Here is a 24,076-nt window from a genome sequence, read left to right on the forward strand (position 1 = left end):
TTATTTAAATCACCAGTATAAGTGTTGCTCAAAATGAAATTTTAAAAGAACATGAATGATAATTAGAATATGTAGAGTTGACAAAAATGTAAAACTGAAATTATTAGTACTATAGTTTAAATTTGTAAATTGCATTAAAATTAGGAAAATGGGCAGCTTAACAATTTCAAATAAAATATTAGATCGGTATTTTGGTTATCTAAAAAACCTTGACAATACAACTAAAAAGAATTTAATAATAAAGTTGACAAAATCTTTAGAAATAAAACCTAAAAAAGAAATTGATCTAAAATCTCTATTTGGAGCTTGGGATGATGAAAGAAATTCAGATGAAATAATTTCTGATATACGAAGTTCAAGAGTTGATAAAACTAACACCATTTCTTTCGAATGAAATATTTGATTGATACGAATGTTTGTATTCACTTTTTTAGAGGGAAATTTAGTTTAATTGATAGTTTTGAGACAGTAAAACTTAGTAATTGCGCAGTTTCTGAAATTACATTAGCTGAATTAATCTTTGGTGCAGAAAATAGCTCAAATCCGAAGAAAAATTATAAACTCATAGACAAATTTACTGAACGAACTAAAATCTTACCTATTTACAATGCTATAGGTATTTACGCTAAGGAAAAAGTAAGATTGAGAAAAAAAGGTGAGATGATAAGTGATTTTGATTTGCTTATTGGATCAACCGCTATTTCTAATGATTTAATTATGGTTACTGAAAATGTAAAGGAATTTAAGCGAATAAATGGTATTCGTATTGAAAACTGGGTTAACCGATAAAAAACACTTTTGACAACAAAGCATAACAAAAATGGCGAGATTTAGTGATGAAACGAGAGTTTTGTATATTTATTTAAAATTAAAACATTAACCTGGCCTTGCCAGCAGGCAGATCGGTAAATTTGCCCATTTCAAGCCGCCGCTATTGCTATACAAGACCGTTTAACTGTGGTCTTGTTGATTTCACAAGTGACACTATGTTTACTATATTAGGTTGTGGACTTATACTTGCTGACTGTGGAATTGAGGAAAATAATGTATTTCAGTCTAATTATATGATGGTTTATAATAGCGAAGTATTAAACCCTTTCAACTATACATTCACCACAGAAAATGACATTATATCTTTAACCATTACCAACTCGCTTGGCGATTCTGCTACGTATTCAGCTACGACTCTAGGGAATAGCACGCAAGATCAAATTTCGTTTATAATTTATCCTAACCCAGCCACAAACTTAGTTTACTTTAAAGACAGCAAAATCAAAATACAAAACTTTAAAATTTTTAATGTTAATGGCCAACAAGTTTTACAATCTGCTTTTAATCCCGCTACAGGAATTAATGTGAGTCACTTAGCTAAAGGCATTTATTTTATAAAAGTTGATACAAAAGACGGGAGCTTAATGAAAAAGTTTATCAAAAACTAAAGATAAATTAAGCACAAAATCTAAAAAAACCTGCACAGTTTTAAAATTGTGCAGGTTTTTTATTCTTGAATAAAAGGTAGGACGGCAATTCGAAAATTGAAGCCGTTGCTTAATCAGTTAAGCATCTATTAATTCACCATTCAATTTTACTTGATAGTTAATTTCAACACTTGCCTCAAGCATTTTAGACACACTACAATAGGAGTCGAATGAGAGTTTAACCGCTCTTAAAGCTTTATTTTCAGGAACATCACCTTCAATTTTTACGAGTAAATCTATACTTTCAAACACTTTTGGAACAGTGTCTTTTCTATGGCCTTCAACTTCAACCTGTAAATCATCTATGGTGAGTTGTTGCTTTTCAAGAATATGCACAATATCAATACTACTACAGCTCGCAATACTCATCAAAATTAATTCCATTGGGCTAGCCGCTTTTGGGTTCTCGGCAGTAGAATTATACATCTCGACTTCATGACCTAAACTGTTTTTGGCTTTAAAATGGACGCTTGAATTGACTTGTTTCTTGAGTTGTATTTTCATTTTAATTTTTGTTACAAATTAAGTGAAAATGCAGCAGTTGACATCCTAAATATACGTTAAGCCTCATTTTTGAATTAATTAATTTTTATATTTGCATCGAGGAAAGATTTGAACTGCTTGCAACCTCTAAAAATGCTAAACTCAGTACGCTTTTAGATGTGCCATCAGTTGTTTTGTCTCTCCTTTTCATTAAAAAACAAATTGTTATGGCTTATTTATTTACCTCAGAAAGTGTTTCAGAAGGACATCCCGATAAAATTGCAGACCAAATTAGCGATGCACTACTCGATTATTTTTTAGCGTTTGATGAAAACTCGAAAGTGGCTTGTGAAACTTTAGTAACCACAGGTCAGGTTGTTTTGGCTGGCGAAGTGCGTAGTAATACTTATCTTGATGTGCAACAAGTGGCGCGTGATGTTATTAACGATATTGGTTATACCAAAGGCGACTATAAATTTAGTGGCGATTCTTGCGGTGTTATTTCGTTAATTCATGAACAATCTCAAGAAATTTATCAAGGTGTTGATAAAACTGACAAAGAAAACCAAGGTGCTGGCGACCAAGGTATGATGTTTGGCTACGCCACCAACGAAACCGAAAGCTATATGCCATTGGCATTAGACATATCTCACAAAATTTTAATCGAATTGGCTAAACTACGTCGTGAAGGGAAAGAGTTAACTTATTTACGACCAGATGCTAAAGCGCAAGTGACCATTGAATACAGTGATGATCATAAACCGATGCGAATTGACACGATTGTAATTTCTACACAACACGACCAATTTGATACCGATGATTCTAAAATGCTGGAACAAATTAAAACCGATATGCAAAAGGTCTTAATGCCACGAGTTAAAGCTTTATTTAGTGAAGAAATTCAAGCTTTGTTTAATGATGAAATTACCTACCACATTAACCCAACCGGCAAATTTGTCATTGGTGGACCACATGGCGACTCTGGTTTAACCGGACGTAAAATTATAGTTGACACTTATGGTGGTAAAGGCGCACATGGCGGCGGCGCATTTTCAGGAAAAGACCCTAGCAAAGTAGACCGTTCGGCGGCATATGCATCGCGACATATTGCTAAAAATATGGTGGCTGCTGGTATTGCTGATGAAGTTTTAGTGCAAGTTTCGTACGCCATTGGCGTGAGCAAACCGACATCAATTACCGTTAATACTACCAACAAACATATTGACGTAACTGATGGCGAAATTGCTAAAAAAATTAGTCAGATTTTTGACATGCGTCCTGGTATGATCGAAAAACGACTTAAACTAAGAAACCCGATTTACAGAGAAACTTCAGCTTATGGCCACATGGGTAAATCGCCTAAAACTGAAACTAAAGTTTATAAATCTAATTATTCAGGTGAAGTAAAAAAAGAAGTTGAGTTGTTTACTTGGGAAAAACTGGATTACGTTAACCAATTAAAGGAAGCTTTTGGTATTTAAAGTTTAGATAAGCTGAAGCATATAAAGCTTTTTTACATTTAGAGCAATATTGATTTGAACTTGTTGTCACCAATTGATTAATAAGTTTGAAATAGGTAATAATACCAAATCTCCTATAAAATAAGATAAATAAATAGTTTCTAATTGCCTTTCTCTTCGTTAAAAAAATAGACTTAATGCTAAAGCTTATAACTGATACTTAATAAAAACGTGCGTGGTTGTATAAAAGTTCTGCGGTCTATGGCTGTAAATTCTGATAACGAATTTTCACGTCTAAAATCGATATCAAACAAATTTGTAGCACTTAACTCAAAAGCCCACGGAGACGACTCTTTATTGTAGTATAATGAAGCATCAGCGAGCTCAAAACGGTTGCTATTATTAGTGGTATTGTTTTTAAAATATGTGTAGTTGTAATTGAAATTGAAAATAAAATCGGTCCAAAAATCATATTCAAGCTCAAGGTCTGGTGACCAGCGTGTAAATTTGTTTTTAAGGTTAGTAGAATTAAGTTCACTAAAACTATGGCGCATGTTAAGCGTCAAGTTAGGTAAATCATCAAAACGGGTTCGAACACGAACATTATAGGCGTATGAATTAGATTGATAATCGATGACTGATTGATTAATAATCCTGGAGTAGTTAGACCAATTGGCATTACCACTTAGGCTAAAACTAAAGTCAGGAATACGCTTAGTTATATTTCCAGATAATAAAAAGCGTTCTTCTGGCAAGTCGGTAAAAATACTGGTAACCACTTGGTCGATGCCTTCAATTTCAGTTTGGTTTCTAATACTTGATTCGCGGTAATTATAATTAGCACTTAAATTATAATTAAGCCCTTTAAACAGGCTAAAACTTGAATAAAACAAACGTAAACTGTTATAAATTTGGTTTTCTAAATTAGCGTTACCTTGGTAAAGTTGATTAAAATTTGTAAGTCTTAAGCGGTTTGCAAAATTATTAACATTACTGAAGTTAGAACGTCTATTGTACTCAAGCTTCAGTTTTTCTGAATTATTAAATTCATATTCTACAAAGAGCTCTGGCAACCAGACGCCTTGAGTTTTATTGGCGATTTCGGTTTGGTATTGTTGCGCTTTCCAGTCGAATAGCTGATAAACAATTCCTGGACGTAAAACTAATTTTCCGATTTGAGTTTTATATTGAAACCCTGCGTAAGGCGTGCTTAAACTGAAGTCTAATCGGTTATTGAAGTTGGCATTTTGAAAACTTTGACGATTGCCGTTGTTTAAAATTTGCTCATCTAAGGTATTATAATCAGATTGAAATAAACGAAAACCCGCTTTAGGGTAAACATGATGAAAATCGGCCAACACCCAATAATGCTTAGCGTTTAACTTGACTGAATTTAAACGGTTATAAACATCTTGATTGAGGTTATAAGTTTCATCTTCATTAACCAACGGAATTAAATCGCTAAAAATAGCCTGATTAAAATCCCACAAACGATTGGTGTTTTGCTCCTTATGGCTTAAAGTAGCTTCTACTTTTGTGGTATGTTTATATGAAAACTGCTTATTAAGATTAAACACCTGAGAAACTTCAACTTGGTCTGGCTTTGCTAAAGTATTAACAAACTCAGTACTGTTGTTGATAGTGGAGTTCAAATTGGTTAATTGATTACCTTCATTATATTTCACTGTGGTATTAGCGCGTAAATCGATGGTATTAATATCACTGTAACGCAACTTAATTTTGTTAATACTAAAAAGCAAACGCTGCTGCGTAGTGAGGTCTCTAAACTCGTTGGCTTGATTACCGGTTTGGTAGGCAATGTCTTGCTGATTGAGCTGATCTTGCTTGCTTTTGTTAAAAATACTGTAAGCATCGAGATTGGTTTTAGCACCTAAGCGTTGTGAAATACTTCCTGCCACAAAATCGTTTTTATTGTAAACGAAATCTGTATTTTGAAGAAATTGTGCAAAATCGTCTCGGTACAAGCTAAAATAAGCCGACGGATCTTCTAGGCTTAGGCCAATGCCGCCTTCAAAATCGATATAATCTTGAACGGTAAAGGATTTTTGCCCGATGTTATTAACATCAGCAATGACGTTAATAGCGGTGTTTGGGCTATAATAAAAGAGTTTAGGATGAAACAGAAAGCGGTCTTCTACACCACCACCAGCTTGAATATCGCCAAAAGCAAACTTCTTTTTACCTTCTTTAAGTTTAATGTTTAATGCCAGTTGGTCGCTATCTTCCAGGCCTTTTAAAAAAGCTACATCGCTGTAATTATCTAAAGCTTCAACCTCGTCGACAGCATCGGCAGGAATGTTGTTGACGCCTAATTTTTCATCACCCGTAAAAAAAGTTTTACCATCGACCATAAGTTTGGTAACAGGTTTTCCGTTAACGGTAACATTACCAGCCTTATCGACCTCTAGGCCAGGCAATTTTTTTAAAATATCACGCAGTTTACGTTCTTCGCCGGTTTTAAATTGGTCGGTGCGGTAAGTAATGGTATCTTCTTTAACCACGACAGCCATTTCTTGTTGGATAATGACTTCTTCTAAGCTGGTAGTGCTGGGCTGCATTTGGTAGTTTTTTTCAAGATCGGCTGAAAGCTGAATGGTATCGTTAACTTTTTTAAAGCCCAAATGGGTAATCTCGATTAAATAAGACGTGCTATCGGCTAAATTGAGCTTGTATTGGCCTTTGGTACTGCTAATGCTAAAGGTAATACCCGCATCAGGATTATTTAAAGGAGAAGCTATCACGTTAGTATTGGGTAAAGCTTGCTGTAAACTATCGGTAATTTGACCTGTGAGTTGGTGAGATTGGGCTAAACTGAGTTGAAAACTAAGAAATAAACAAAAGAATAGGAGATTGGTTTTTGGCATTGAGTTATTTAGGGTTTTTGAAATAATGCATTAGCTGCTTTAGATACTGTTTTTTGGTAGGCTTCAAAACTGATAATCTCTTGATTTTTAGGCATAAGCTTTATAGCTTCGGTTGTTGGTTCGATAGACTTTAGCTGAATTATAATCGTCTCGTTAATAACTACTTTAACCACCAGACCTGGTAACCCAATATATTTTTTAGGACCGATATTTAATGGTATATCTTTGGTGTACCAAAGTTTAACATTATCATCTTTATTTTCGGCTAGATAGCATTTATAACCATTGATTAAAACAGGTTGATTATTAATTAGTTTAAAATCTTTGGGTTGAAATTTAACATAAAATGTTTTTGAGTTTATACTTTTTTTAAAAACATAATTATCATTTTTTAAGTCTATGTAGTAAAATTCAGACTTTTGAAATAATAGGTTATTTATGTTTCGTAAAATCTCACTAGTAGCATCAGTAGATAAAGTCTTTTTTTTGTAACTGAAGGCTTTGCTAGAATTAGCAATAATAAAAAAATCTATTGGACGTGAATTTTCAAGCATTTTTTTAAAATAGGAAGCACTAGATTTTAGATTATTATTCTCGTTAAGACGTTTATACAATACATCTTTATCTTGAGAGATGCTATAAGTAATTTTATAGTTTTGTGCTTGATTGAAATTTACACAAAACATAAATAAAATCACTAAAAAAAGTTTTTCTTTCATAATAACAAAGTAATAATGGTGCTCAAGCATAATAACTTAAGAACCATAAATTTAAGATTAATCTGCTAAACAACTTTCATAAACTGCATTATGATAAGCAACATACAGGTCGTTGTTTTCGCTGCTGCCAGAAGCTTCTTCACCGAATACAAAATGTGCAAAATGATAAGTTGCTAATCTTGCTTGACGATTACAATCTGTTGGGTTGCCTTCTTCCTGAATAGTGGCTTGTTTTGAAGTTGAAAAACTACTTAAACTTAAGGTCATCGCACTTAAAGCGATGATAGATAATACTTTTTTCATGGTATTATATTTTAAAAATTAAATGTCAGTTTTTCATCATAACGGATGGTGTTTTCAGCACAAAGGCTGTAATTGGCTTCATGAAAATTCTTATCTTTGCATTGCAAGCGAGATGTGATTTTTCATGTCTTAAATTGGCGGAACGCTTTTCATCCCGAAAAGCGTTTCCTTTTTTTAAAAATTAGAAGAACGCATTTGTTTTTATTTAACTATTTGATGTAAAGCTAAAAAAAACAACAATATAAGCTTAATTCTAAATGTTAAATTTTATATTCTTTTCAAAATAAGTTTAATTATTTACAATATAAATAATTTATTAAGGTCTTTTCTGTTGGTTTGATATTTTTACATGCTTTTGTAGATGTTTTAATTTGAATGTTATAATGACTTCAATAGAACTCACATTAAGGTATAACTAACAATAAATATAAGAAAGAGGAAGTTTTTCATTTATGTAATTTATCGGTGTAAGGATTGGCTTAAATATTCCTTTCTTGTCATACTTTTATTGACATTAGGAAATTCAATTTTATGTTTTTTGTTACTTGATATCTTGAAGTAGTAGGTTATTTTTTTTCAATTCTTTACTATATTCACTTTCAGTCAAAAACCTGTAATCGTTTTTTTCAATAATTGGTTTGCCTTCCTTTTTTCTTTTAATGTTTGTTGCTAAATAGGTAATTAAACCGTTTTTGACCTCAGCCTTTAAAATTAAACCTGGCAAATTATTAAACGTGTATGGACCATAAGGAAAAGGGATTTTTTTTGTGAACCACGCATATATTTTTCCTTTTTGATTAAGAATTAGTTCAGCTTTATAGCAAGTAAAACCTAAAATCTCTTCTGTTTCGTTTAAGATTTTCCACTTATTTTTATAGATAACATTAGTTTTACTAAGCAAAGTAGAAGTATAATAAGTTCTTTTTTTCATATTATCAAAATAGTAAATTGACTCTCCTCCAGCGTGTCCCTCAAAATAATTAAATTTTGGTTTAGCATCGCTTCGTAGTTGTTCTCGAACAGCATATTTAGCAGCCTTAGCGTTAAAAACCAGCTTAGATTGGACTTCTTTAAAGGTCTCAGCTTGTTTGGAAATGAAAAATTTTGTGCTTTTATCTTTCATAGTTTTAAGAGATTTATTCAAAATCTCATTGTCTAGCTGTAAGATATAATCAACCTCATAAACACCATTAGTTTGAGCATAAGAAAAGTAGCAAAATATTAAGCTTATAAATAATATTAATTTCTTCATATCTAAAACTATTATTTTTTTGAAGGATCAAACCCAAAACGCTTCATTTTATTTTTTACTAGTTTCAAAAATTCGTCTTCTGTATAATACTGTTCTACTTTAGGCTGCTTGATTGTTTTAATGGAATTAAAACTTATTTTCTTCGCTTCTAAGTAGCGATGCCGGTCTTGATAGGCTAAAATCAACCCTGGCAAGCCATTATAATACATCGGTCCTGAATTAATGTTAATTTTTGGAGAAAACCATACCTTAATATTTTTCTTAATACCATCTGCTGAAAAACTAGCTGTGGCTAAATAACATTTATAGCCTAAAATTGTTTTAATCTTTTGATTATCAATACGCCAATTAAATTTTTTGAAATGGTCTTTGATAACTATACCTGAAAAGGATCTACTGTGTAAAAATTTATAATAGTACTCATCTTGTTGATTTTGATAATACACCGTACTGGCATCGGCATGTAATTGAAGGCTAGGTAATAATCCAGGATTTAAATCACTATCCATTATGGGTTTTGTTTTAAATCTTGAAAGGCCTTGATTAACGATGAGTTGATAGGTTATTCGGTCTTCATAAGGTTTTAAACTTTTAACAATAGATTTTACAAATTCTGCATTTGGAGCCTGACTTTTAATTGGCTTCAAAGTTAAAGAATAGTTAACCTCAATTGCATTAGTTTGCCCCACCATTGTGGTGAGGCTTACTAAGCAAAACATAAAAGTGATTATTATAAACTTCATTGTTAGTTAGTTTAAGTTTTTAGCGTGATAATTTTCTATAATCCTCGATCTTAATTGATTCGCCTTTAGTTGGTTTTTGTATATTCTGGTCGTTAACTCGTTTAATTTTAGTTGACTCTAATACAAATCCAAAGTTCCATTTATATTCTAACCTTAAAATTAAACCAGGCAGCCCTCTAAACCCAATCGGGCCAAACGGTAGGTTAAGTTTTGGAGTAAACCAAGCAACAATCTCTCGCTTTTGATTTTGATTAGTACCGTCACCTTCATTATATCTTAATACTGCTTTTTTGCATTTAAAACCAAGTATCTCTTGAGTCATATTTGTAATATGCCAAGATAAGTCAGAAAAAGCAGATTCAATTTTATAAAGTTTTCCGAAAGCATTTTTTTGAGTAATAAAAATATTGTTAGGTTGATTTCCATAATAAATTGCATCTGCTTTAGCAAAACCTAAAATCATTTTGAATAATTCAGGGTTAGAAGCATCATTAATCATTGACTGATTATACTGATATGAAGATTCACCGGCGTTTGCCTTTAATACAAAGTCTAAAGTTGGTAATACCTGTTTTGCTTTCAAAGCCAGTTTGCCGTAAAACGACTTATTAGATGGTGCTTTTTGATAATTAGTCTTATATGCATAAGTCACTTCAACACCTTGCTGTGCAAGGCATTGAAGTGATATTAAAAATATGATTACAAATCGCATGTTAAAACTTTATCATTAATAACATATAATCTATTCCTGAATCACAAGCTGTATAAACAAAGTTGGTCACACTATAAACTTCACTTGGGGATGCTCCCATTTCTTCTGCATTAGAGCCGGCTTCCCATGCTTCAGACATACAGTCTCTTTCTTGAGAGTCATCAGCACTGCTACTATTAAAACTACTTAAACTTAAGGTCATCGCACTTAAAGCGATGATAGAACATACTTTTTTCATGGTATAATTTAGGTGTGGTTAAATATACTATAAACTTCAATTAACTGTAAACACTACATCTTATCTCTGTAATTTTCTTGAATAGCTTTTATTGACTCCTCGTAAGTTGTTAACGATTGATTTTTTCTTAATTGTATTACTTGAACTGTTTCATCAGTTTGCTCGATTTTTGCTGCTTTAATTTGTGCCGTGCTATGTTTTAATTCAAGAACAGCTCCAGGTAAGTCTCCAAAAACACTTGGGCTCGCTTTGAAATTTAATTCAGGACTAAACCAAACATAATTGGGTATAAAGACGCTTTTATTAAATTGTTTTTTGGTTTTTAAATCCGGTACAGCCTTAAAGCATTTATAGCCTTCAATTATTTTAGTTTCTTTAGTGATTTGCCATGTTAAATACTTATCATTTATCACTTTAACCAGTTTGTCAGGATTAACTACGTTTTTGGCTAAACTTATGGCCTCATTATAATATATAGGATAAATAGGACTCACCGCAACTTTGGTTGATAATACATCATCAAACCTGAAGTTATCGCTTAACATTTGTTGGTTAAAACTTGCGTAATAGCGTTTACCGTCTGAAACAAGTATTAACCGTAAAGTTTTACTGATTTGTTGCTGTTTTTTAAGTCCCTCTTCAAAATATTGTTTTATGTATGCTTCTGTTTCCTCAGGATACTCAAGTTTATCAAATTTGAATTGATAAGTAATTTTATAGTTTTGCGCAATGCTAATATTTAAGCACAATAAACATAGAATAGACAGAAAGATTTTCATTGTTAAAAAATTGATAAGCCCACTAAAAAAAGTCTAGTAGGCTTAAGTTAATTATACTTTACTCACCTATGTTTGGTGCTGTAATTTGACCAGTTGAGTTGTCAAGGTTACAAGAACTTCTCCATCTACTCGACCTAATAAATGCCTGAGCTGGTGTAGCGCCTTGATAAATAGCGAAATCATAAATTCTAGAGGCTTCAGCTTCGCAATCTCTATCTTGTTCTACTGCGTTAAAGTTAAAGCTTATAAATGCTGTAATAATTAATAATGTTTTCATGGTTATCGTTTTATTTTTGATTTTATTTTTTTGTAATGGGCTTTCATAAGTTTTTTAAACTGCTTGTAATTAACTATTTTGTAAGTATCTAAAGGCTCAAATTCTAAATTCTTTGTCACCTCTTTCACCGAAATAGCACGAATTGTTGCTCTACTTGTTTTATATTCAAGTATAGCACCAGGTAAATCAGCAAATACGGCTGGTGAAGCCCTGAAATTAAGAACTGGAGCAAACCAAACTTCTTCAGGAATGTATCCATTAGTTATAGACCGGCCAAGACCTTTTTTAAGTTTAGGCCTAGCTTTATAGCACATTTTGCCCAAAATGATTTTTTTATCTTTAGTAATTTCCCAATCAAAATAAGCTTGAGACTTCGAAGCTACTACAAGACTATCTAAAATAATAGAATATCCATAAGCAGTTGAATTGTGATAATCTATTTTAGCAAATGCCGAAATATCTTTCATAGCAAACATTAAATCGTTTTGTGTTAACCCATCGATTGGCATTAACCTATTAAAGCGCAATTGGTAAGAATTTTCTTGAGGCTTAGCTATAACCTTAATCTTAAGCGCATCTGACATTAAAGCATTTTTTTTATTAATTTGATTAATAAATGCTTGCTGTGCTGCACTCAGATTATTTTTACTATCACTAGCGCCTTTATAGGGTTTTAAATCTGCCTTATAGATTAACTCATAGTTTTGGCTGCAGGTTATTTGAACAAATGCTAAAACTAAAATAATTACATAATACTTCATATTACCTGAATGGTGCAGCTGCTATTATCGCATTTAAAAAATCTGATCTACCTCCATCGATTACGCAATCAGCCCAATATTGACCTGCTTGATATTCAGCAACATCTTCACTAGCTCCGTTGGAAATTGCAAAGTCATATAATTCATTGTAAGATTCATCACAATCTTCTTGAGCTACAATTTGATTTGTCGTGTGAGTATTAAAACTACTTAAAATTAAGGTCATCACACTTAAAGCGATGATAGATAATACTTTTTTCATGGTATTATATTTTAAAAAATTTAAAGTCAGTTTTTCATCATAACGGATGGTTTTCAGCACTAAGTCTGTAATTGGCTTCATGAAAATTCTTATCTTTGCATTGCAAGCGAGATGTGATTTTTCATGTCTTAAACTGGCGGAGCGCTTTTCATCCCGAAAAGCGTTTCCTTTTTTTAAAAATTAGAAGAACGCATTTGTGTTTTATTTAACTATTTGATATAAAACTAAAAAAAAACAATATGAGCTTATTTTTAAATGTTAAATTTTGTATTTCATTGAAAATAAGCATAATTGTTTACAATATTTATAATTTATTAGGGTCTTTTATGTTGGTTTGATATTTTTATGTGCCTTTGTTAATGTTTTAATTTGAATGTTATAAATGACTTCAATAGAACCCACTTTAAGGTATAACTAAGAATAAAAATAAATGGGCTTTGGCATAGGTTAAGATTAGAAAAATAAGTTTAAAAATTTGATGAATTAAATTACTGTCTTATTCTATCCATAAATGCAGCATATTGTTTACGGGCAAACTCTTCATCTGTTAACTTTATTCCTTTATCTAAATCTATTTTTAGAGCTTTGTTCGAACTTTTGTGTTTTATCTTTTTAGCTATAATATAAAAGCTGCCGCGCTGAGATTCCAAAACAAGCCCTGGCAGCCCACCAAAATCTGCAGGACCAAATGGCAAAGGTATTTTTGGTGTAAACCACACAATAGCCTTTAGTGTTCTATCCTTTTTTAGAACATAATTATACTCTTTTCGAGTGCCTAAAGCTTTGTAGCACTTGTAACCTAATATTTGTTTGGTTTCTTTAAGGATTTCCCAATTCCAATTAGATTTACTTTTATCAATCAGATATCGTTTACCATCTTGCTCAGTAATCAATATATTAGTTTTGTCTTGACTATTTTTATAATATACACCTTTAATGTTTGCCATAGAAATGAGTCTTCTATTTTTAACTTGCTGATCTAAGCCTAAACGCTTAATTTTTTTAAAAATAGATTGCTTATGGTCAAAAACAAGCGTGTAACTTAAGTTAGCAATCTGTTTTGGCGAATGTTTGGACTCATCATCCGCTAATTTAAACGCACTAATATATTCAACCTTTGTTATATCTTGAGCATATAGCTTTGCAGCTACTAAAAGCAAGAATATTATTTTTAATTTCATATCGTGACTTTAAACAAAGTGCTGTAGAAAATAACTCTACAACACTTTTAAATTAACCTATTACATAAAAACTGGATCTAAAACTTCACCATCATCCATACAAGAATCATAGTAAAATAATAAACCATCTAAATAAGCGCCTCTATCTCTAATAAAACCGTACATTTCTTGCTCGTCAACCATTGCGGCCATTGCGTAATCTAAACAATCACCTTCTGCTTCAATAGCGGCTTGTTTTGAAGTTGAAAAACTACTTAAACTTAAGGTCATCGCACTTAAAGCGATGATAGATAATACTTTTTTCATGGTATTATATTTTAAAAAATTTAAAGTCAGTTTTTCATCATAACGGATGGTTTTCAACACAAAGACTGTAATTGGCTTCATGAAAATTCTTATCTTTGCAATGCAAGCGAGATGTGATTTTTCATGTCTTAAACTGGCGGAGCGCTTTTCATCCCGAAAAGCGTTTCCTTTTTTTAAAAATTAGAAGAACGCATTTTTTTTTTATTATATCCTCAAATTAAAAAACAACAATATGAGCTTATTTTTAAATGTTAAATTTTGTATTTCATTGAAAATAAGCATAATTTTTTACAATATTTATAATTTATTAGGGTCTTTTATGTTGGTTTGATATTTTTATGTGCTTTTGTTAATGTTTTAATTTTAATGTTATAATGACTTCAATAGAACTCACATTAAGGTATAACTAAATGTCTCAAAACAACAATTGATTACAAAAAAAGCCAAATCTTTTAAAATTTGGCTTTTTTGTTTCAAACTAAGGTTTATACTTTAAAGCTAATCATCGCACGCGATCAACAAGCGAAGGTGTTCCACAGATTAGAGTCGACATGGGTCCAGTTCTTGTTACCGAAAAGGTCTCGCCTGGTTTAATTTCATTAGCAAGTTCTGCAGCTCTTTTCTTTGTACAACTTTTTGTGAAGACACCTGAACATGAAGCATACTCAGTCAATCCTTCTGGACATGACCTACTTTTTGATAAATCTTCTGGTGGTGTATGTACGCTTTGTTTAACAACAAGCTTGTTATCAGTGTAACTAATTAACCACTTTACATTTCCAACTTCATTTGGCTTAGCAAATAAATCTTTACTAAACATGTAAGCATCTAATTTATTAAGAAGTTGATTAGTGACTTCTTTTTTTGTTCCTTCAAATGTAAATTCTTCATTCAAAAAGTCAAACTCTAATTCCGTAAAATCTAAAATTTGATTTTCTTCAGATTCATTTAAATTGTCTTGTGTACAGCTTGTTATAAGTAAGCCCACAAACAAAGTCAAAACTAATTTTAATTTAAAAACTTTCATCTTTTAATTAATTATAAATTCAACATAATGGGGAATCATCTGTGCCAATGCACAGTAAAGTTATAAAAACAATTCTATTTTTTATAAAATGAATTATTTAACATTTTCAATAATAATAATAATAATAATAATTAAGTTATAAGGCCTAAAAACAAAAATTAACATTTAACAACTTCAATACTAGCACTTGGCTAATATTATTTATGATGTACATTAAACAAAATACATTAATACAAGAAGTTATTAAGACCAGTATCTAACTTAACAGGCGTTTAATAATTATAAACCTAAAACCTTCAATCGCTTGATCAAAGCTAATTGACGAAATCTACAGATATTTCAATATTGATTTTAAACCTTAAAAACAACAACTCAAACAACATAATACTTCAAAAAAATAGTTAGCTTATTTAAATAAAAAATCAAATCATTCCATAAAATTTGTGTAGGCCTTTCACTTCAATTATATTTACGAAAACATTTTCGTTATGCAGAAACTTATGCTTTTAGTGACCTTGGTTGGTTGTTTGATGGCCTGCCAAAATCAGCCTACATCAGATCAATCTACTAAAGAAAGTTCAGAACAAAAGCAAGCCTTAAATTCAGCTAAAAAAGAGCCAAAAACAGTACTTGACTCGATTGCTATGGCGCATGGTTTAGCAAAATGGAACGCTGCTAAAAAGCTCACATACACCTTCAACGTTGATCGTGGCGACAATCATTTTGAGCGTTCTTGGACTTGGCAACCTCAAACGCATCAAGTTAGCATAACAACAAAAGACACCACAATCACTTACAATCATAAAAAAGTAAGCGAAGCATTAAAACCTACTGACCAAGCCTTTATTAACGATAAATATTGGTTGCTATTTCCTTTTCAATTAGTTTGGGACTCAGGCCTTTCTTTTAAGGATTTAGGGTCAACTAAAGCCCCAATCTCAGGGCAAAACTACCGAACAATCGAGCTTAACTATAACGCCAGCAACGGCTATACACCAGGCGATACTTATGTAGTTTATATTGACCAAAACTACCAACTCAAAGAATGGAGTTATATCCCTAACGGAAGCGAAACGCCAAGCCTATCAACAACTTGGGAAGATGATGTAGACTTAAATGGAATTAAAATTTCTAAAATGCATCAAAATCAAGACCAAAGCTTTCAACTTTATTTTACAGATATAAGCATCGATTAAATGAATTACAACACAACTGAAGCCTTTGCGCAAGAACTCGACCAAAAAGACCCGCTGAAGGAATTTAGAAACGAATTTTTATTCCCTAAAAACCAAGACGGCAAACCTCAACTTTACCTCTGTGGTAATTCGTTAGGTCTACAACCCCAACAAACCGCCAATTATATTCAGAAAGAATTACAAGATTGGGCTAATTATGGCGTAAACGGTCACACTGAAGCCGAACATGCCTGGATGCCCTACCACGAGTTTTTAAGCGAATCTATGGCCAAAATTGTTGGCGCCAAACCGCACGAAGTTATCGTTATGAATACACTAACGGTTAATTTGCACCTCATGATGGTTTCATTTTACGAGCCTAAAGGAAAGCGGAACAAAATTATAATCGAAGCTGATGCTTTTCCCTCTGATAAATATGCCGTAGAGTCTCAACTGAAGTTTCATAACATCGATCCTGCTGAAGGCTTGTTACTATGGAAACCAAGACCAGGCGAATATACTTGCCGCACGGAAGATTTAGAACAATTACTTGAGACACACAAAGATGAAGTCGCCTTAGTCATGATTGGTAGCACCAATTATTACACTGGCCAAGCTTTTAACCTTAAAGCTATTACCAAACTCGGACATAAACATGGTGCAAAAGTGGGATTTGATTTAGCACATGGTGCAGGAAACATTCAACCCGATTTACATAACACCAATGCAGATTTTGCTGTGTGGTGTACTTATAAATACCTTAATTCCGGACCTGGAAGTTTAGGCGGTTGTTTTGTACACGAACGTCACGCTAATTCACCTAAACTTAAACGTTTTGTGGGTTGGTGGGGACACGACAAAAGCACCCGATTTAATATGCGAAAAGATTTTAAACCAATGCCAGGTGCCGAAGGTTGGCAACTCAGTAATCCGCCAATTCTATCAATGGCGGCTATTCGTGCATCTCTAGATGTGTTTGAGCGAGCAGGATTTGATAATTTACGTCAAAAATCAAAACAACTCACGGGCTATTTAGCCTATTTGGTTGAGGAGCTTAACAATCCTAATATTAGAATTATCACGCCAAGCCATCCCGATGAGCGTGGTTGTCAACTCTCGTTTCAAATTAAAGGCGCTAATAAATCGGTCTTTGATGCTTTAAGCAAAGCTAATGTGGTGGCCGACTGGCGCGAACCTGATGTCATTAGAATTGCACCAACACCATTGTATAACTCCTATACCGATGTTTATACCTTTATACAACGCTTAAAACAAGTTTTAGCATGAGTAAAACCGAACATATTTTAATTATTGGAGCTGGCCTTTGCGGCTCGATGTTAGCCTTGCGCTTAGCACAACACCAATACAATATTACCTTAGTTGAAAAGCGCCCAGACCTACGCCAAGCTAAACTTTCGGCGGGTCGCTCTATAAACCTTGCCTTTTCAAACCGTGGTCTTAAAGCCTTTAAACGGGTTGGTCTTGAAGATCGCGTAAAAGCGCTTTGCATCCCAATGCATGGCAGAATGCTTCATGATCAAAACAGCAAGACCAAACTCTCTAAATACAGCGGTCGCGATGGCGAATATATTAACTCTATTTCTCGGCCAGGGCTTAATGCTTTATTGCTAGACGAACTTGAAAATTATCCTAATGTCAATGTAAAGTTCGAAATGGCATGTCACGAAGTGAACCTTGAACAGACCTCTGCTGAGTTTGAGTTAGCTAATGGATCTTCACAAAGCCTAGAAGCCGATTATATATTTGGAACCGATGGCGCTGGTTCGGCAGTTCGTAAAGCCATGCAAGCAAAACGAGACTTCTTATTTAGTCATTCGCAAGACTTTTTAACCCATGGTTATAAAGAATTAAGTTTTCCACCCACTAAAGATGGTGATTATGCCACTGAGCCTAACGCCTTACATATTTGGCCAAGAGGCGAAAATATGATAATCGCTTTACCTAATCAAGATAAAAGTTTTACGGTAACCTTGTTTTTAGCTTATGAAGGTGGTCGAGATAATTTCAATAATCTAACCACTCCTGAAGCGGTAAGTGATTATTTTAAACGCGAATATCCCGATGCTTTCGAATTGATGCCGCGATTAACTGAAGAGTTTTTTGAAAACCCAACAGCTCCACTTGGGACGGTTCGTTGTAATCCTTGGACTTATCACAACTGTTTAATTATGGGCGATGCCGCACATGCCATTGTGCCATTTTATGGTCAAGGTATGAATGCTTCGTTTGAAGACGTTGTCGAGTTTGACGATTGTCTAGAAGCGACTAATTTTGACTTAAAAGCGAGCTTAGAACAATTCAGCCGTTCGCGTAAAGCCAACGCTGATGCTATTGCAGATCTTGCTTTAGACAATTTTCACGAAATGAAGGCACATACGGCACAAGAATTATTTCAACAAAAACGTGAAATAGAGTTGGCATTAGAAGAAGAATTTCCTCAACAATACTTTTCTAAATACAGCTTAGTCACCTTTCAAGAACAAGTGCCTTATAAAACAGCTATGGATCGAGGTCGCGCACAAGATCAAGCTATATTGAGCTTATTAAAACATCAAAAATTACATCAAAAACAAACCCGTGAGGAGCAATTGCACCTTATTCGGAATTTCACCGAGCAAATTTTAAAAGGTGAATACATTATAAATTCATAAGTTATGGGAAGATTAGTAGACGGTAAAGCTAAACCAAGAGGTGCGTATCCACATGTGAAGCGTGTGGGCGATTTTATTTTTGTATCAGGCACCAGTTCACGCCGAAAGGATAATAGCTTTGCAGGTGTGGAACAAGTAGACGATATGGGCAGCGTAGCCATTGATATTAAAGCACAAACCAAAGCAGTTTTAGAAAATATAGAAGATTACCTTGCTACCGAGGGTGCAAGTCTTGATGATGTTGTTGATGTGACTACCTTTTTAGTCAATATGAATGATTTTGCAGGATATAATGAAGTGTATGCTCAATTTTTTAAACCTGAAACCGGCCCAACACGAACGACTGTAGCCGTACACCAATTACCGCATCCGCATTTAGTGATCGAAATTAAAGTGATGGCTTACAAACCTATTTAAAGTAATATGAAAAAGGTTTTACATTTTATCAATGGCACGTATACGGCATCGTTAAATGAAGATGAAATTGCTAATATTAATCCGTCTTCAGGTGATGTTTATGCACATATTACTCGTGGAAACGCCAAAGATGTAGACTTAGCCTTTACCGCAGCAAAAGAAGCCTTTCCGAAATGGTCTAACACACCCGTTCAAGAACGTTCTCGTATTTTAAATCGTTTAGCAGACTTAATTGAAGCTAACTTAGAAGATTTAGCCAAAGCAGAAGCCATTGATAATGGAAAACCCCTAAGCTTAGCCAGCCAAGTTGATATTCCAAGAGCTGCTGCTAATTTTCGGTTTTTTGCCCAAGCCATTACCCAGTTTTCAACCGAAGCGCATGAAAGCCAAGGTTTACATACCGTCAATTTTACTTTACGGCAGCCACACGGCGTTGTCGGTTGCATTTCTCCGTGGAATTTACCACTTTATTTATTCACCTGGAAAATCGCACCAGCATTAGCCGCTGGAAATACGGTACTAGCTAAACCGAGCGAAGTGACGCCAATGACCGCTTATTTGTTAGGCGAACTTTGCAACCAAGCAGGTTTACCAAAAGGCGTACTTAATATTTTACAAGGCTATGGGCATGAAGTTGGACAAGCCATTATTGCGCACCCACTAATCAAAGCCATTAGTTTTACAGGTGGCACTACCACAGGACAACACATTGCCAAAACAGCAGCACCCTTATTTAAAAAATTATCATTAGAACTTGGTGGTAAAAATCCTAATCTAATTTTTGCTGATTGTGATTATGAGCAAATGCTGAAAACTACGGTACGTTCATCCTTTGCCAATCAAGGGCAAATTTGTTTATGTGGGAGTCGTATTTTAGTTGAAGCCTCGATCTACAAAAAGTTTAAACAGGATTTTATAAAGCAAACCAAAGCCTTAAAAATTGGGCATCCGTTAGACAAACACACCCAAGTTGGCGCCTTAGTTTCTAAACAACATCTAGAAAAAATTGAAGCCTACGTGAACATTGCTAAAGCCGAAGGTGGCACGATTCTCTGTGGTGGAAAGCGTCACCAAAATCCTGACTACCCTAAAGGTTTTTATTTTGAACCTACCATTATAGAAGTACAAAGCAACCAGTGCCGTATTAACCAAGAAGAAATATTTGGCCCTATAGTTAGCCTCATGCCATTTAAAGATGAAGCTGAAGCTTTAGCGCTTGCAAACGATAGTAAATACGGTTTATCAGCAAGTGTGTGGACGTCTAATTTAGACCGATCAATGCGCCTTAGCCAACAACTCCAAACTGGAATAGTTTGGGTTAATACTTGGCTAAACCGTGATTTAAGAACGCCCTTTGGCGGCACTAAGCAAAGTGGTCTTGGTCGTGAAGGCGGACTTGAAGCTTTGCGATTTTTCACCGAACCAAAAAACGTATGTATCACTTACAAGCCTTAATTTATGACACTAAATTTTTCAGATAAAAATGCCCTAATTTGTGGCAGCACAGCTGGTATTGGCAAAGCCATTGCTTTACAATTGGCCAACGCCGGTGCTTCTATTACCCTTGTAGCTCGAAATGAAGCAAAACTTAAAGCAACACAAGCTGAATTGCCTCAAGAACAGCATCAAAACCATGACTATATCGTCGCAAATTTTGAACAGCCCGAAGAACTTAGAGCAAAACTTGAAACAGCTTCATCTCAAAAAAACTATCACATCTTACTCAACAATACTGGCGGACCCAAAGGTGGTTTAATTCATGAAGCAAAAACTGAAGAATTCACAACAGCCTTTAAAATGCATTTGGTGTGTAATCAAATTTTAGTGCAAGCCTTATTACCAGGAATGAAAGCAGAAGGCTTTGGACGAATTTTGAATATTATTTCAACTTCGGTTAAACAACCAATCGATGGCCTTGGTGTGAGCAATACAATTCGTGGTGCTGTTGCTAATTGGAGTAAAACCCTAGCCAACGAACTTGGTTCTTATGGGATAACCGTCAATAATGTCTTACCTGGTTTTACCGCAACCGGTCGCCTAGATGGTATTATTGCCAATGCAGCAAACAAAAGAAGCAGTACTGAAGAAGAAGCCGCTAACTTCATGAAATCGATTGTCCCTGCTAAACGCTTTGCAACACCAGAAGAAGTGGCTCATGCCGCTGTATTTTTAGCTTCAGAACAAGCGGCCTACATCAACGGTATTAACTTACCCGTAGATGGTGGTAGAACTAAATCACTTTAAGCCATTTATATGAAACGAAAGCTACGTATTAACGGTCATTCACACCTCTTACCTTACCCTCATGAAATTCCAGATTTCATGAAGAAAAAAGAAATTTTTTGGGTAGATGATGATAAGAAATTCATGTTACAAAAAGGTTGGAAACGCCCAGTGACTGACTCTAGTTTTTTCTTAAATGAAAAGCTAGAATGGATGGAACGCTACAATATTGATCATGCGGTGGTTTTAAACCTTTCGCAACTTTATGGTAATGGCTTACGAGTTGAAGAAATGAAGCAAGCTTTACGGTTTCAAAATGATTTTAATGCTCGCGTACAACACAATCACCCTGATAAGTTTACCTGTGGCTTTGTGGTACATCCAGGTTTTGTTCGTGGTGCACTATGGGAAATTGAACGCTGTGTAGAAGAATTAGATTTAAAGCTGTTATGCTTACCTACACATTATATGGATAGTATTGGTACATGGCGCTGTATTTTTGATGAAGAAAATGAACCCATTTTTGAACTTGCTGATAAATATAACTTGGCGGTAGAAGTACATCCTTACGATGGTGAAAAGTTTATAAAACTTGAAAATACGTCTTGGCGATTTCACTTAATTTGGATGTTAGCTCAATGTGCTGATGCTTATCACTTTTTAACCTTAAACGGTTATCCTGAAAAGTATAAAAATATGCGGGTTTGTTTTGCTCATGGTGGGCAATTGGCACAAATTAATTTAGGACGCCGTATTCAGGGATTTGATGGACGTCCCGACTTATTTGAAGGGAAAACCCATCCCCGAAAATCGGTAGGACATAAAAACATCTTTTTTGACACCTTGGTGCATGATACAAGATCCTTAAAACTACTGCTAGAAAATCAAAAAAGTTCTCAAATTCTAACTGGTTTAGACGACCCTTATCCGTTAGGCGAAATGGAAAGTGAACCACAATCGTCTTACCCTGGAAAAATACTTGACTTAGCTTTAGATGAGCAGATTATCAATACCCAAGAGCGTGATGAAATTTGGCATGATAATGTGCTGCAATGGTTATTTGGTGATGATGAAAAACGAAAACAAGAGTTGGTCAATAAAATTTTAGGCTAAATGGATTTTATTACAAATACGCTTCAAGATTACGTTGAAGAACATACGGAAGACGAACCTCAACTGCTAGCTGAATTAACGCGTGAAACCTGGCAAAAAATATTACAACCTCGCATGTTATCAGGACATTTTCAAGGGCGATTGTTAAGCTTGATCTCCAAATTGATTAAACCAAAAACTATTCTTGAAATTGGTACCTATACAGGCTATTCGGCTTTAAGTTTGGCTGAAGGCTTAGGTGAAGATGGTGTTTTACATACCATAGATCGGAATGAAGAATTATATGATTTTCAACGGAAATACTTCAACCGTAGTGCGTATGCCAAACAGATCATTCAACATATTGGAGATGCTCAACATATTATCCCACAGTTAGAAACCAACTTTGATTTAGTGTTCATTGATGCCGACAAATCCAGTTATAGTCTTTATTTTGATTTGATTATTGATCAATTAGATTCAGGTGGATTAATCTTATCAGACAATGTCTTATGGAGTGGCAAAGTGGTTGAAGATTTAGACCCTAAGGATAAAGATACCAAAGCCCTACTGGCTTACAACAGAAAACTAAAAGAAGATCCTCGTGTAGAAACGATTGTATTACCTATACGTGATGGCTTGACGTTATCTAGAAAAATCTAGGAATCCTAACAAGTTGACCACCATGAAGATTAGGTTTAAAGCAAAGCCTTATTTAAGACATAGACCATATAACCTATAACTAAGATTCCCCATCAACACCCCAAAGCAAGCGCCTACTATAATATCGCTAGGATAATGTACACCTACAAATAATCGGCTAGTAGAAAACAGAAACGGCCAAATAAATATTAAACCTATTCTAGAATAACGACTTCTCAGTAACAAGTAAATGAAAATACTTGCTGCAAATGAAGTTGAAGCATGACCTGAAAAAAAAGAGTAATGTTGCGGCTCAAAAATAATGTTGGCTTGCTCTGCAATATGTTGAACACTATTTGGCCGTGGTCTTGATATCAGGTGTTTAACACTTCTTGTTATAAGATGTGTAATAATAACAGTTGTGCCAAGTGCCAATAATTGGTAAATACCAGTTCTTAGTTTTTGTTTATAAAACAACAGTACTATAACTGCAATATACAATGGAAGCCAGTTGAGAGGCTGAGTCACTAAAAGCCAAAAGGCATCGGTAATCGGTGTATTAAATTGATTGATCCATAAGAAAAGAGCTTCATCAAGCTGGGATACCTCAACTTGCATTAAAAGCGCCGTTTAATAGGTCCAGTAAGATTTTCGAATTCTTCTTTAGCCTTATTTACACCTTCTTCAATTTTACCTTTGTGTTGATTAAGTTGAGATTTGGTTTCTTCTAAATCTTTTTTTAAGTCGACTTTAATATCTTCGACGTCTGTCTGTTTAGTGATTTCGTATTTAATTTCGTCGGTAGCATTACGGAATGACTTCATAGTTTTACCTAAAAAACGCGCTATTTCAGGTACTTTATCGGCTCCAAATACCATGAGTAGAATAAACAATATAAATGCAATTTCAGCACCACTAATAAAAAACACAGTTCTCATCATAATGCAAATATACAGAAGTTAGCATAAAAAAACCGACTATATTTTAGA

At 34.1% G+C, this 24,076-nt stretch carries 29 protein-coding genes; 12 read left to right on the plus strand and 17 right to left on the minus strand.

Annotated features, from left to right (window positions below):
• Window positions 1-148 precede the first annotated feature (148 nt).
• The 3 genes from BUB82_RS03270 (at window position 149) to BUB82_RS03280 (ending at window position 1,439) form a co-directional block, all read left to right on the plus strand.
• Window positions 149-394: a hypothetical protein gene (locus BUB82_RS03270; RefSeq protein ID WP_073191938.1), complete on the plus strand. Its 246-nt coding sequence runs from the start codon at window positions 149-151 to the stop codon at window positions 392-394.
• Window positions 391-789, plus strand: a complete 399-nt coding sequence (locus BUB82_RS03275) for a type II toxin-antitoxin system VapC family toxin (protein ID WP_073191940.1) — start codon at window positions 391-393, stop codon at window positions 787-789. Before BUB82_RS03270 ends, BUB82_RS03275 begins: the two co-directional genes overlap by 4 nt.
• Window positions 790-986: 197 nt before the next feature.
• The gene (locus tag BUB82_RS03280) at window positions 987-1,439 is read left to right on the plus strand and encodes a T9SS type A sorting domain-containing protein (protein ID WP_143185636.1); all 453 of its coding nucleotides are present in this window, start codon (window positions 987-989) and stop codon (window positions 1,437-1,439) included.
• 117 nt (window positions 1,440-1,556) lie between these two features.
• On the opposite strand, the gene BUB82_RS03285 is transcribed toward BUB82_RS03280, so the two are convergent.
• Complete coding sequence (locus BUB82_RS03285; protein WP_073191944.1) at window positions 1,557-1,982, minus strand: OsmC family protein; 426 nt, start codon at window positions 1,980-1,982, stop codon at window positions 1,557-1,559.
• 206 nt (window positions 1,983-2,188) lie between these two features.
• On the opposite strand from BUB82_RS03285, the gene metK reads away from it, so the two are divergent.
• On the plus strand, window positions 2,189-3,442 hold the full coding sequence (metK, locus tag BUB82_RS03290) for a methionine adenosyltransferase (RefSeq protein ID WP_073191947.1): 1,254 nt from the start codon (window positions 2,189-2,191) through the stop codon (window positions 3,440-3,442).
• Window positions 3,443-3,621: 179 nt separating this feature from the next.
• Here the strand turns inward: metK and BUB82_RS03295 are convergent, their stop codons facing one another.
• The 14 genes from BUB82_RS03295 to BUB82_RS03360 all read right to left on the minus strand — a co-directional run bounded on the left by BUB82_RS03295 (window position 3,622) and on the right by BUB82_RS03360 (window position 14,866).
• Complete coding sequence (locus BUB82_RS03295) at window positions 3,622-6,306, minus strand: peptidase associated domain and porin domain-containing protein (RefSeq protein ID WP_073191949.1); 2,685 nt, start codon at window positions 6,304-6,306, stop codon at window positions 3,622-3,624.
• 8 nt (window positions 6,307-6,314) lie between these two features.
• A complete protein-coding gene (locus tag BUB82_RS03300) occupies window positions 6,315-7,025 on the minus strand; it encodes a GLPGLI family protein (protein ID WP_159432020.1) in 711 nt (236 codons plus the stop codon).
• Between the two features lie 57 nt (window positions 7,026-7,082).
• Window positions 7,083-7,328, minus strand: coding sequence for a hypothetical protein (locus BUB82_RS03305; protein ID WP_073191954.1), 246 nt, complete (start codon window positions 7,326-7,328; stop codon window positions 7,083-7,085).
• 541 nt (window positions 7,329-7,869) lie between these two features.
• On the minus strand, window positions 7,870-8,580 hold the full coding sequence (locus BUB82_RS03310; RefSeq protein WP_073191956.1) for a GLPGLI family protein: 711 nt from the start codon (window positions 8,578-8,580) through the stop codon (window positions 7,870-7,872).
• 11 nt (window positions 8,581-8,591) lie between these two features.
• On the minus strand, window positions 8,592-9,323 hold the full coding sequence (locus BUB82_RS03315) for a GLPGLI family protein (RefSeq protein ID WP_073191958.1): 732 nt from the start codon (window positions 9,321-9,323) through the stop codon (window positions 8,592-8,594).
• A 19-nt stretch (window positions 9,324-9,342) separates the two neighbouring features.
• Window positions 9,343-10,035, minus strand: a complete 693-nt coding sequence (locus BUB82_RS03320) for a GLPGLI family protein (RefSeq protein ID WP_073191960.1) — start codon at window positions 10,033-10,035, stop codon at window positions 9,343-9,345.
• 1 nt (window position 10,036) lies between these two features.
• Window positions 10,037-10,273, minus strand: coding sequence for a hypothetical protein (locus BUB82_RS03325; RefSeq protein ID WP_073191962.1), 237 nt, complete (start codon window positions 10,271-10,273; stop codon window positions 10,037-10,039).
• A 53-nt stretch (window positions 10,274-10,326) separates the two neighbouring features.
• Complete coding sequence (locus BUB82_RS03330) at window positions 10,327-11,052, minus strand: GLPGLI family protein (protein WP_073191964.1); 726 nt, start codon at window positions 11,050-11,052, stop codon at window positions 10,327-10,329.
• 58 nt (window positions 11,053-11,110) lie between these two features.
• Window positions 11,111-11,329, minus strand: a complete 219-nt coding sequence (locus tag BUB82_RS03335) for a hypothetical protein (protein ID WP_073191966.1) — start codon at window positions 11,327-11,329, stop codon at window positions 11,111-11,113.
• A 2-nt stretch (window positions 11,330-11,331) separates the two neighbouring features.
• Window positions 11,332-12,090, minus strand: coding sequence for a GLPGLI family protein (locus tag BUB82_RS03340; protein ID WP_073191968.1), 759 nt, complete (start codon window positions 12,088-12,090; stop codon window positions 11,332-11,334).
• 1 nt (window position 12,091) lies between these two features.
• Window positions 12,092-12,433: a hypothetical protein gene (locus tag BUB82_RS03345; RefSeq protein WP_073191970.1), complete on the minus strand. Its 342-nt coding sequence runs from the start codon at window positions 12,431-12,433 to the stop codon at window positions 12,092-12,094.
• 407 nt (window positions 12,434-12,840) lie between these two features.
• Complete coding sequence (locus BUB82_RS03350) at window positions 12,841-13,533, minus strand: GLPGLI family protein (protein ID WP_073191972.1); 693 nt, start codon at window positions 13,531-13,533, stop codon at window positions 12,841-12,843.
• Window positions 13,534-13,593: 60 nt separating this feature from the next.
• Window positions 13,594-13,839: a hypothetical protein gene (locus BUB82_RS03355; protein WP_143185637.1), complete on the minus strand. Its 246-nt coding sequence runs from the start codon at window positions 13,837-13,839 to the stop codon at window positions 13,594-13,596.
• Between the two features lie 502 nt (window positions 13,840-14,341).
• Complete coding sequence (locus BUB82_RS03360) at window positions 14,342-14,866, minus strand: hypothetical protein (protein WP_073191976.1); 525 nt, start codon at window positions 14,864-14,866, stop codon at window positions 14,342-14,344.
• A gap of 488 nt (window positions 14,867-15,354) precedes the next feature.
• Here BUB82_RS03360 and BUB82_RS03365 point away from each other — a divergent pair, with 488 nt between their 5' ends.
• From BUB82_RS03365 to BUB82_RS03400, 8 genes are read left to right on the plus strand one after another with little or no spacing between them, the layout of a single operon-like run.
• A complete protein-coding gene (locus BUB82_RS03365; RefSeq protein ID WP_073191985.1) occupies window positions 15,355-16,062 on the plus strand; it encodes a hypothetical protein in 708 nt (235 codons plus the stop codon).
• Window positions 16,063-17,328 carry a kynureninase gene (gene kynU, locus BUB82_RS03370; RefSeq protein WP_073191987.1) on the plus strand — a complete coding sequence of 422 codons (1,266 nt, stop codon included), beginning with the start codon at window positions 16,063-16,065 and terminating at the stop codon, window positions 17,326-17,328.
• Window positions 17,325-18,713 carry an FAD-dependent oxidoreductase gene (locus BUB82_RS03375; RefSeq protein ID WP_073191989.1) on the plus strand — a complete coding sequence of 463 codons (1,389 nt, stop codon included), beginning with the start codon at window positions 17,325-17,327 and terminating at the stop codon, window positions 18,711-18,713. The genes kynU and BUB82_RS03375 overlap by 4 nt, the downstream gene beginning before the upstream one ends.
• Window positions 18,714-18,716: 3 nt before the next feature.
• Window positions 18,717-19,130 (plus strand): RidA family protein, encoded by a 414-nt coding sequence (locus tag BUB82_RS03380; protein WP_073191991.1) that lies wholly within the window; start codon window positions 18,717-18,719, stop codon window positions 19,128-19,130.
• Between the two features lie 6 nt (window positions 19,131-19,136).
• Complete coding sequence (locus BUB82_RS03385; protein ID WP_073191993.1) at window positions 19,137-20,585, plus strand: aldehyde dehydrogenase; 1,449 nt, start codon at window positions 19,137-19,139, stop codon at window positions 20,583-20,585.
• A gap of 3 nt (window positions 20,586-20,588) precedes the next feature.
• Window positions 20,589-21,374: an SDR family oxidoreductase gene (locus BUB82_RS03390; RefSeq protein WP_073191994.1), complete on the plus strand. Its 786-nt coding sequence runs from the start codon at window positions 20,589-20,591 to the stop codon at window positions 21,372-21,374.
• 9 nt (window positions 21,375-21,383) lie between these two features.
• Window positions 21,384-22,466, plus strand: a complete 1,083-nt coding sequence (locus BUB82_RS03395; RefSeq protein WP_073191996.1) for an amidohydrolase family protein — start codon at window positions 21,384-21,386, stop codon at window positions 22,464-22,466.
• A complete protein-coding gene (locus BUB82_RS03400; RefSeq protein ID WP_073191998.1) occupies window positions 22,467-23,108 on the plus strand; it encodes an O-methyltransferase in 642 nt (213 codons plus the stop codon).
• Between the two features lie 48 nt (window positions 23,109-23,156).
• Here the strand turns inward: BUB82_RS03400 and BUB82_RS03405 are convergent, their stop codons facing one another.
• Together BUB82_RS03405 and BUB82_RS03410 are read right to left on the minus strand one after the other, a co-directional pair.
• Window positions 23,157-23,705, minus strand: coding sequence for a phosphatase PAP2 family protein (locus BUB82_RS03405; RefSeq protein WP_073191999.1), 549 nt, complete (start codon window positions 23,703-23,705; stop codon window positions 23,157-23,159).
• Window positions 23,705-24,028, minus strand: coding sequence for a twin-arginine translocase TatA/TatE family subunit (locus tag BUB82_RS03410; protein ID WP_073192001.1), 324 nt, complete (start codon window positions 24,026-24,028; stop codon window positions 23,705-23,707). The genes BUB82_RS03405 and BUB82_RS03410 overlap by 1 nt, the downstream gene beginning before the upstream one ends.
• Window positions 24,029-24,076: the final 48 nt, after the last annotated feature.

Source organism: Psychroflexus salarius (assembly GCF_900129035.1).
Taxonomy (GTDB): Bacteria; Bacteroidota; Bacteroidia; order Flavobacteriales; family Flavobacteriaceae; genus Psychroflexus; species Psychroflexus salarius.

Bases quoted from the DNA above. Each gene is read 5' to 3' on its own strand.
- BUB82_RS03270 (WP_073191938.1), top strand. From the start codon at position 149: ATGGGCAGCTTAACAATTTCAAATAAAATATTAGATCGGTATTTTGGT.
- BUB82_RS03275 (WP_073191940.1), top strand. From the start codon at position 391: ATGAAATATTTGATTGATACGAATGTTTGTATTCACTTTTTTAGAGGG.
- BUB82_RS03280 (WP_143185636.1), top strand. From the start codon at position 987: ATGTTTACTATATTAGGTTGTGGACTTATACTTGCTGACTGTGGAATT.
- BUB82_RS03285 (WP_073191944.1), bottom strand. From the start codon at position 1,982: ATGAAAATACAACTCAAGAAACAAGTCAATTCAAGCGTCCATTTTAAA.
- metK (WP_073191947.1), top strand. From the start codon at position 2,189: ATGGCTTATTTATTTACCTCAGAAAGTGTTTCAGAAGGACATCCCGAT.
- BUB82_RS03295 (WP_073191949.1), bottom strand. From the start codon at position 6,306: ATGCCAAAAACCAATCTCCTATTCTTTTGTTTATTTCTTAGTTTTCAA.
- BUB82_RS03300 (WP_159432020.1), bottom strand. From the start codon at position 7,025: ATGAAAGAAAAACTTTTTTTAGTGATTTTATTTATGTTTTGTGTAAAT.
- BUB82_RS03305 (WP_073191954.1), bottom strand. From the start codon at position 7,328: ATGAAAAAAGTATTATCTATCATCGCTTTAAGTGCGATGACCTTAAGT.
- BUB82_RS03310 (WP_073191956.1), bottom strand. From the start codon at position 8,580: ATGAAGAAATTAATATTATTTATAAGCTTAATATTTTGCTACTTTTCT.
- BUB82_RS03315 (WP_073191958.1), bottom strand. From the start codon at position 9,323: ATGAAGTTTATAATAATCACTTTTATGTTTTGCTTAGTAAGCCTCACC.
- BUB82_RS03320 (WP_073191960.1), bottom strand. From the start codon at position 10,035: ATGCGATTTGTAATCATATTTTTAATATCACTTCAATGCCTTGCACAG.
- BUB82_RS03325 (WP_073191962.1), bottom strand. From the start codon at position 10,273: ATGAAAAAAGTATGTTCTATCATCGCTTTAAGTGCGATGACCTTAAGT.
- BUB82_RS03330 (WP_073191964.1), bottom strand. From the start codon at position 11,052: ATGAAAATCTTTCTGTCTATTCTATGTTTATTGTGCTTAAATATTAGC.
- BUB82_RS03335 (WP_073191966.1), bottom strand. From the start codon at position 11,329: ATGAAAACATTATTAATTATTACAGCATTTATAAGCTTTAACTTTAAC.
- BUB82_RS03340 (WP_073191968.1), bottom strand. From the start codon at position 12,090: ATGAAGTATTATGTAATTATTTTAGTTTTAGCATTTGTTCAAATAACC.
- BUB82_RS03345 (WP_073191970.1), bottom strand. From the start codon at position 12,433: ATGAAGCCAATTACAGACTTAGTGCTGAAAACCATCCGTTATGATGAA.
- BUB82_RS03350 (WP_073191972.1), bottom strand. From the start codon at position 13,533: ATGAAATTAAAAATAATATTCTTGCTTTTAGTAGCTGCAAAGCTATAT.
- BUB82_RS03355 (WP_143185637.1), bottom strand. From the start codon at position 13,839: ATGAAAAAAGTATTATCTATCATCGCTTTAAGTGCGATGACCTTAAGT.
- BUB82_RS03360 (WP_073191976.1), bottom strand. From the start codon at position 14,866: ATGAAAGTTTTTAAATTAAAATTAGTTTTGACTTTGTTTGTGGGCTTA.
- BUB82_RS03365 (WP_073191985.1), top strand. From the start codon at position 15,355: ATGCAGAAACTTATGCTTTTAGTGACCTTGGTTGGTTGTTTGATGGCC.
- kynU (WP_073191987.1), top strand. From the start codon at position 16,063: ATGAATTACAACACAACTGAAGCCTTTGCGCAAGAACTCGACCAAAAA.
- BUB82_RS03375 (WP_073191989.1), top strand. From the start codon at position 17,325: ATGAGTAAAACCGAACATATTTTAATTATTGGAGCTGGCCTTTGCGGC.
- BUB82_RS03380 (WP_073191991.1), top strand. From the start codon at position 18,717: ATGGGAAGATTAGTAGACGGTAAAGCTAAACCAAGAGGTGCGTATCCA.
- BUB82_RS03385 (WP_073191993.1), top strand. From the start codon at position 19,137: ATGAAAAAGGTTTTACATTTTATCAATGGCACGTATACGGCATCGTTA.
- BUB82_RS03390 (WP_073191994.1), top strand. From the start codon at position 20,589: ATGACACTAAATTTTTCAGATAAAAATGCCCTAATTTGTGGCAGCACA.
- BUB82_RS03395 (WP_073191996.1), top strand. From the start codon at position 21,384: ATGAAACGAAAGCTACGTATTAACGGTCATTCACACCTCTTACCTTAC.
- BUB82_RS03400 (WP_073191998.1), top strand. From the start codon at position 22,467: ATGGATTTTATTACAAATACGCTTCAAGATTACGTTGAAGAACATACG.
- BUB82_RS03405 (WP_073191999.1), bottom strand. From the start codon at position 23,705: ATGCAAGTTGAGGTATCCCAGCTTGATGAAGCTCTTTTCTTATGGATC.
- BUB82_RS03410 (WP_073192001.1), bottom strand. From the start codon at position 24,028: ATGATGAGAACTGTGTTTTTTATTAGTGGTGCTGAAATTGCATTTATA.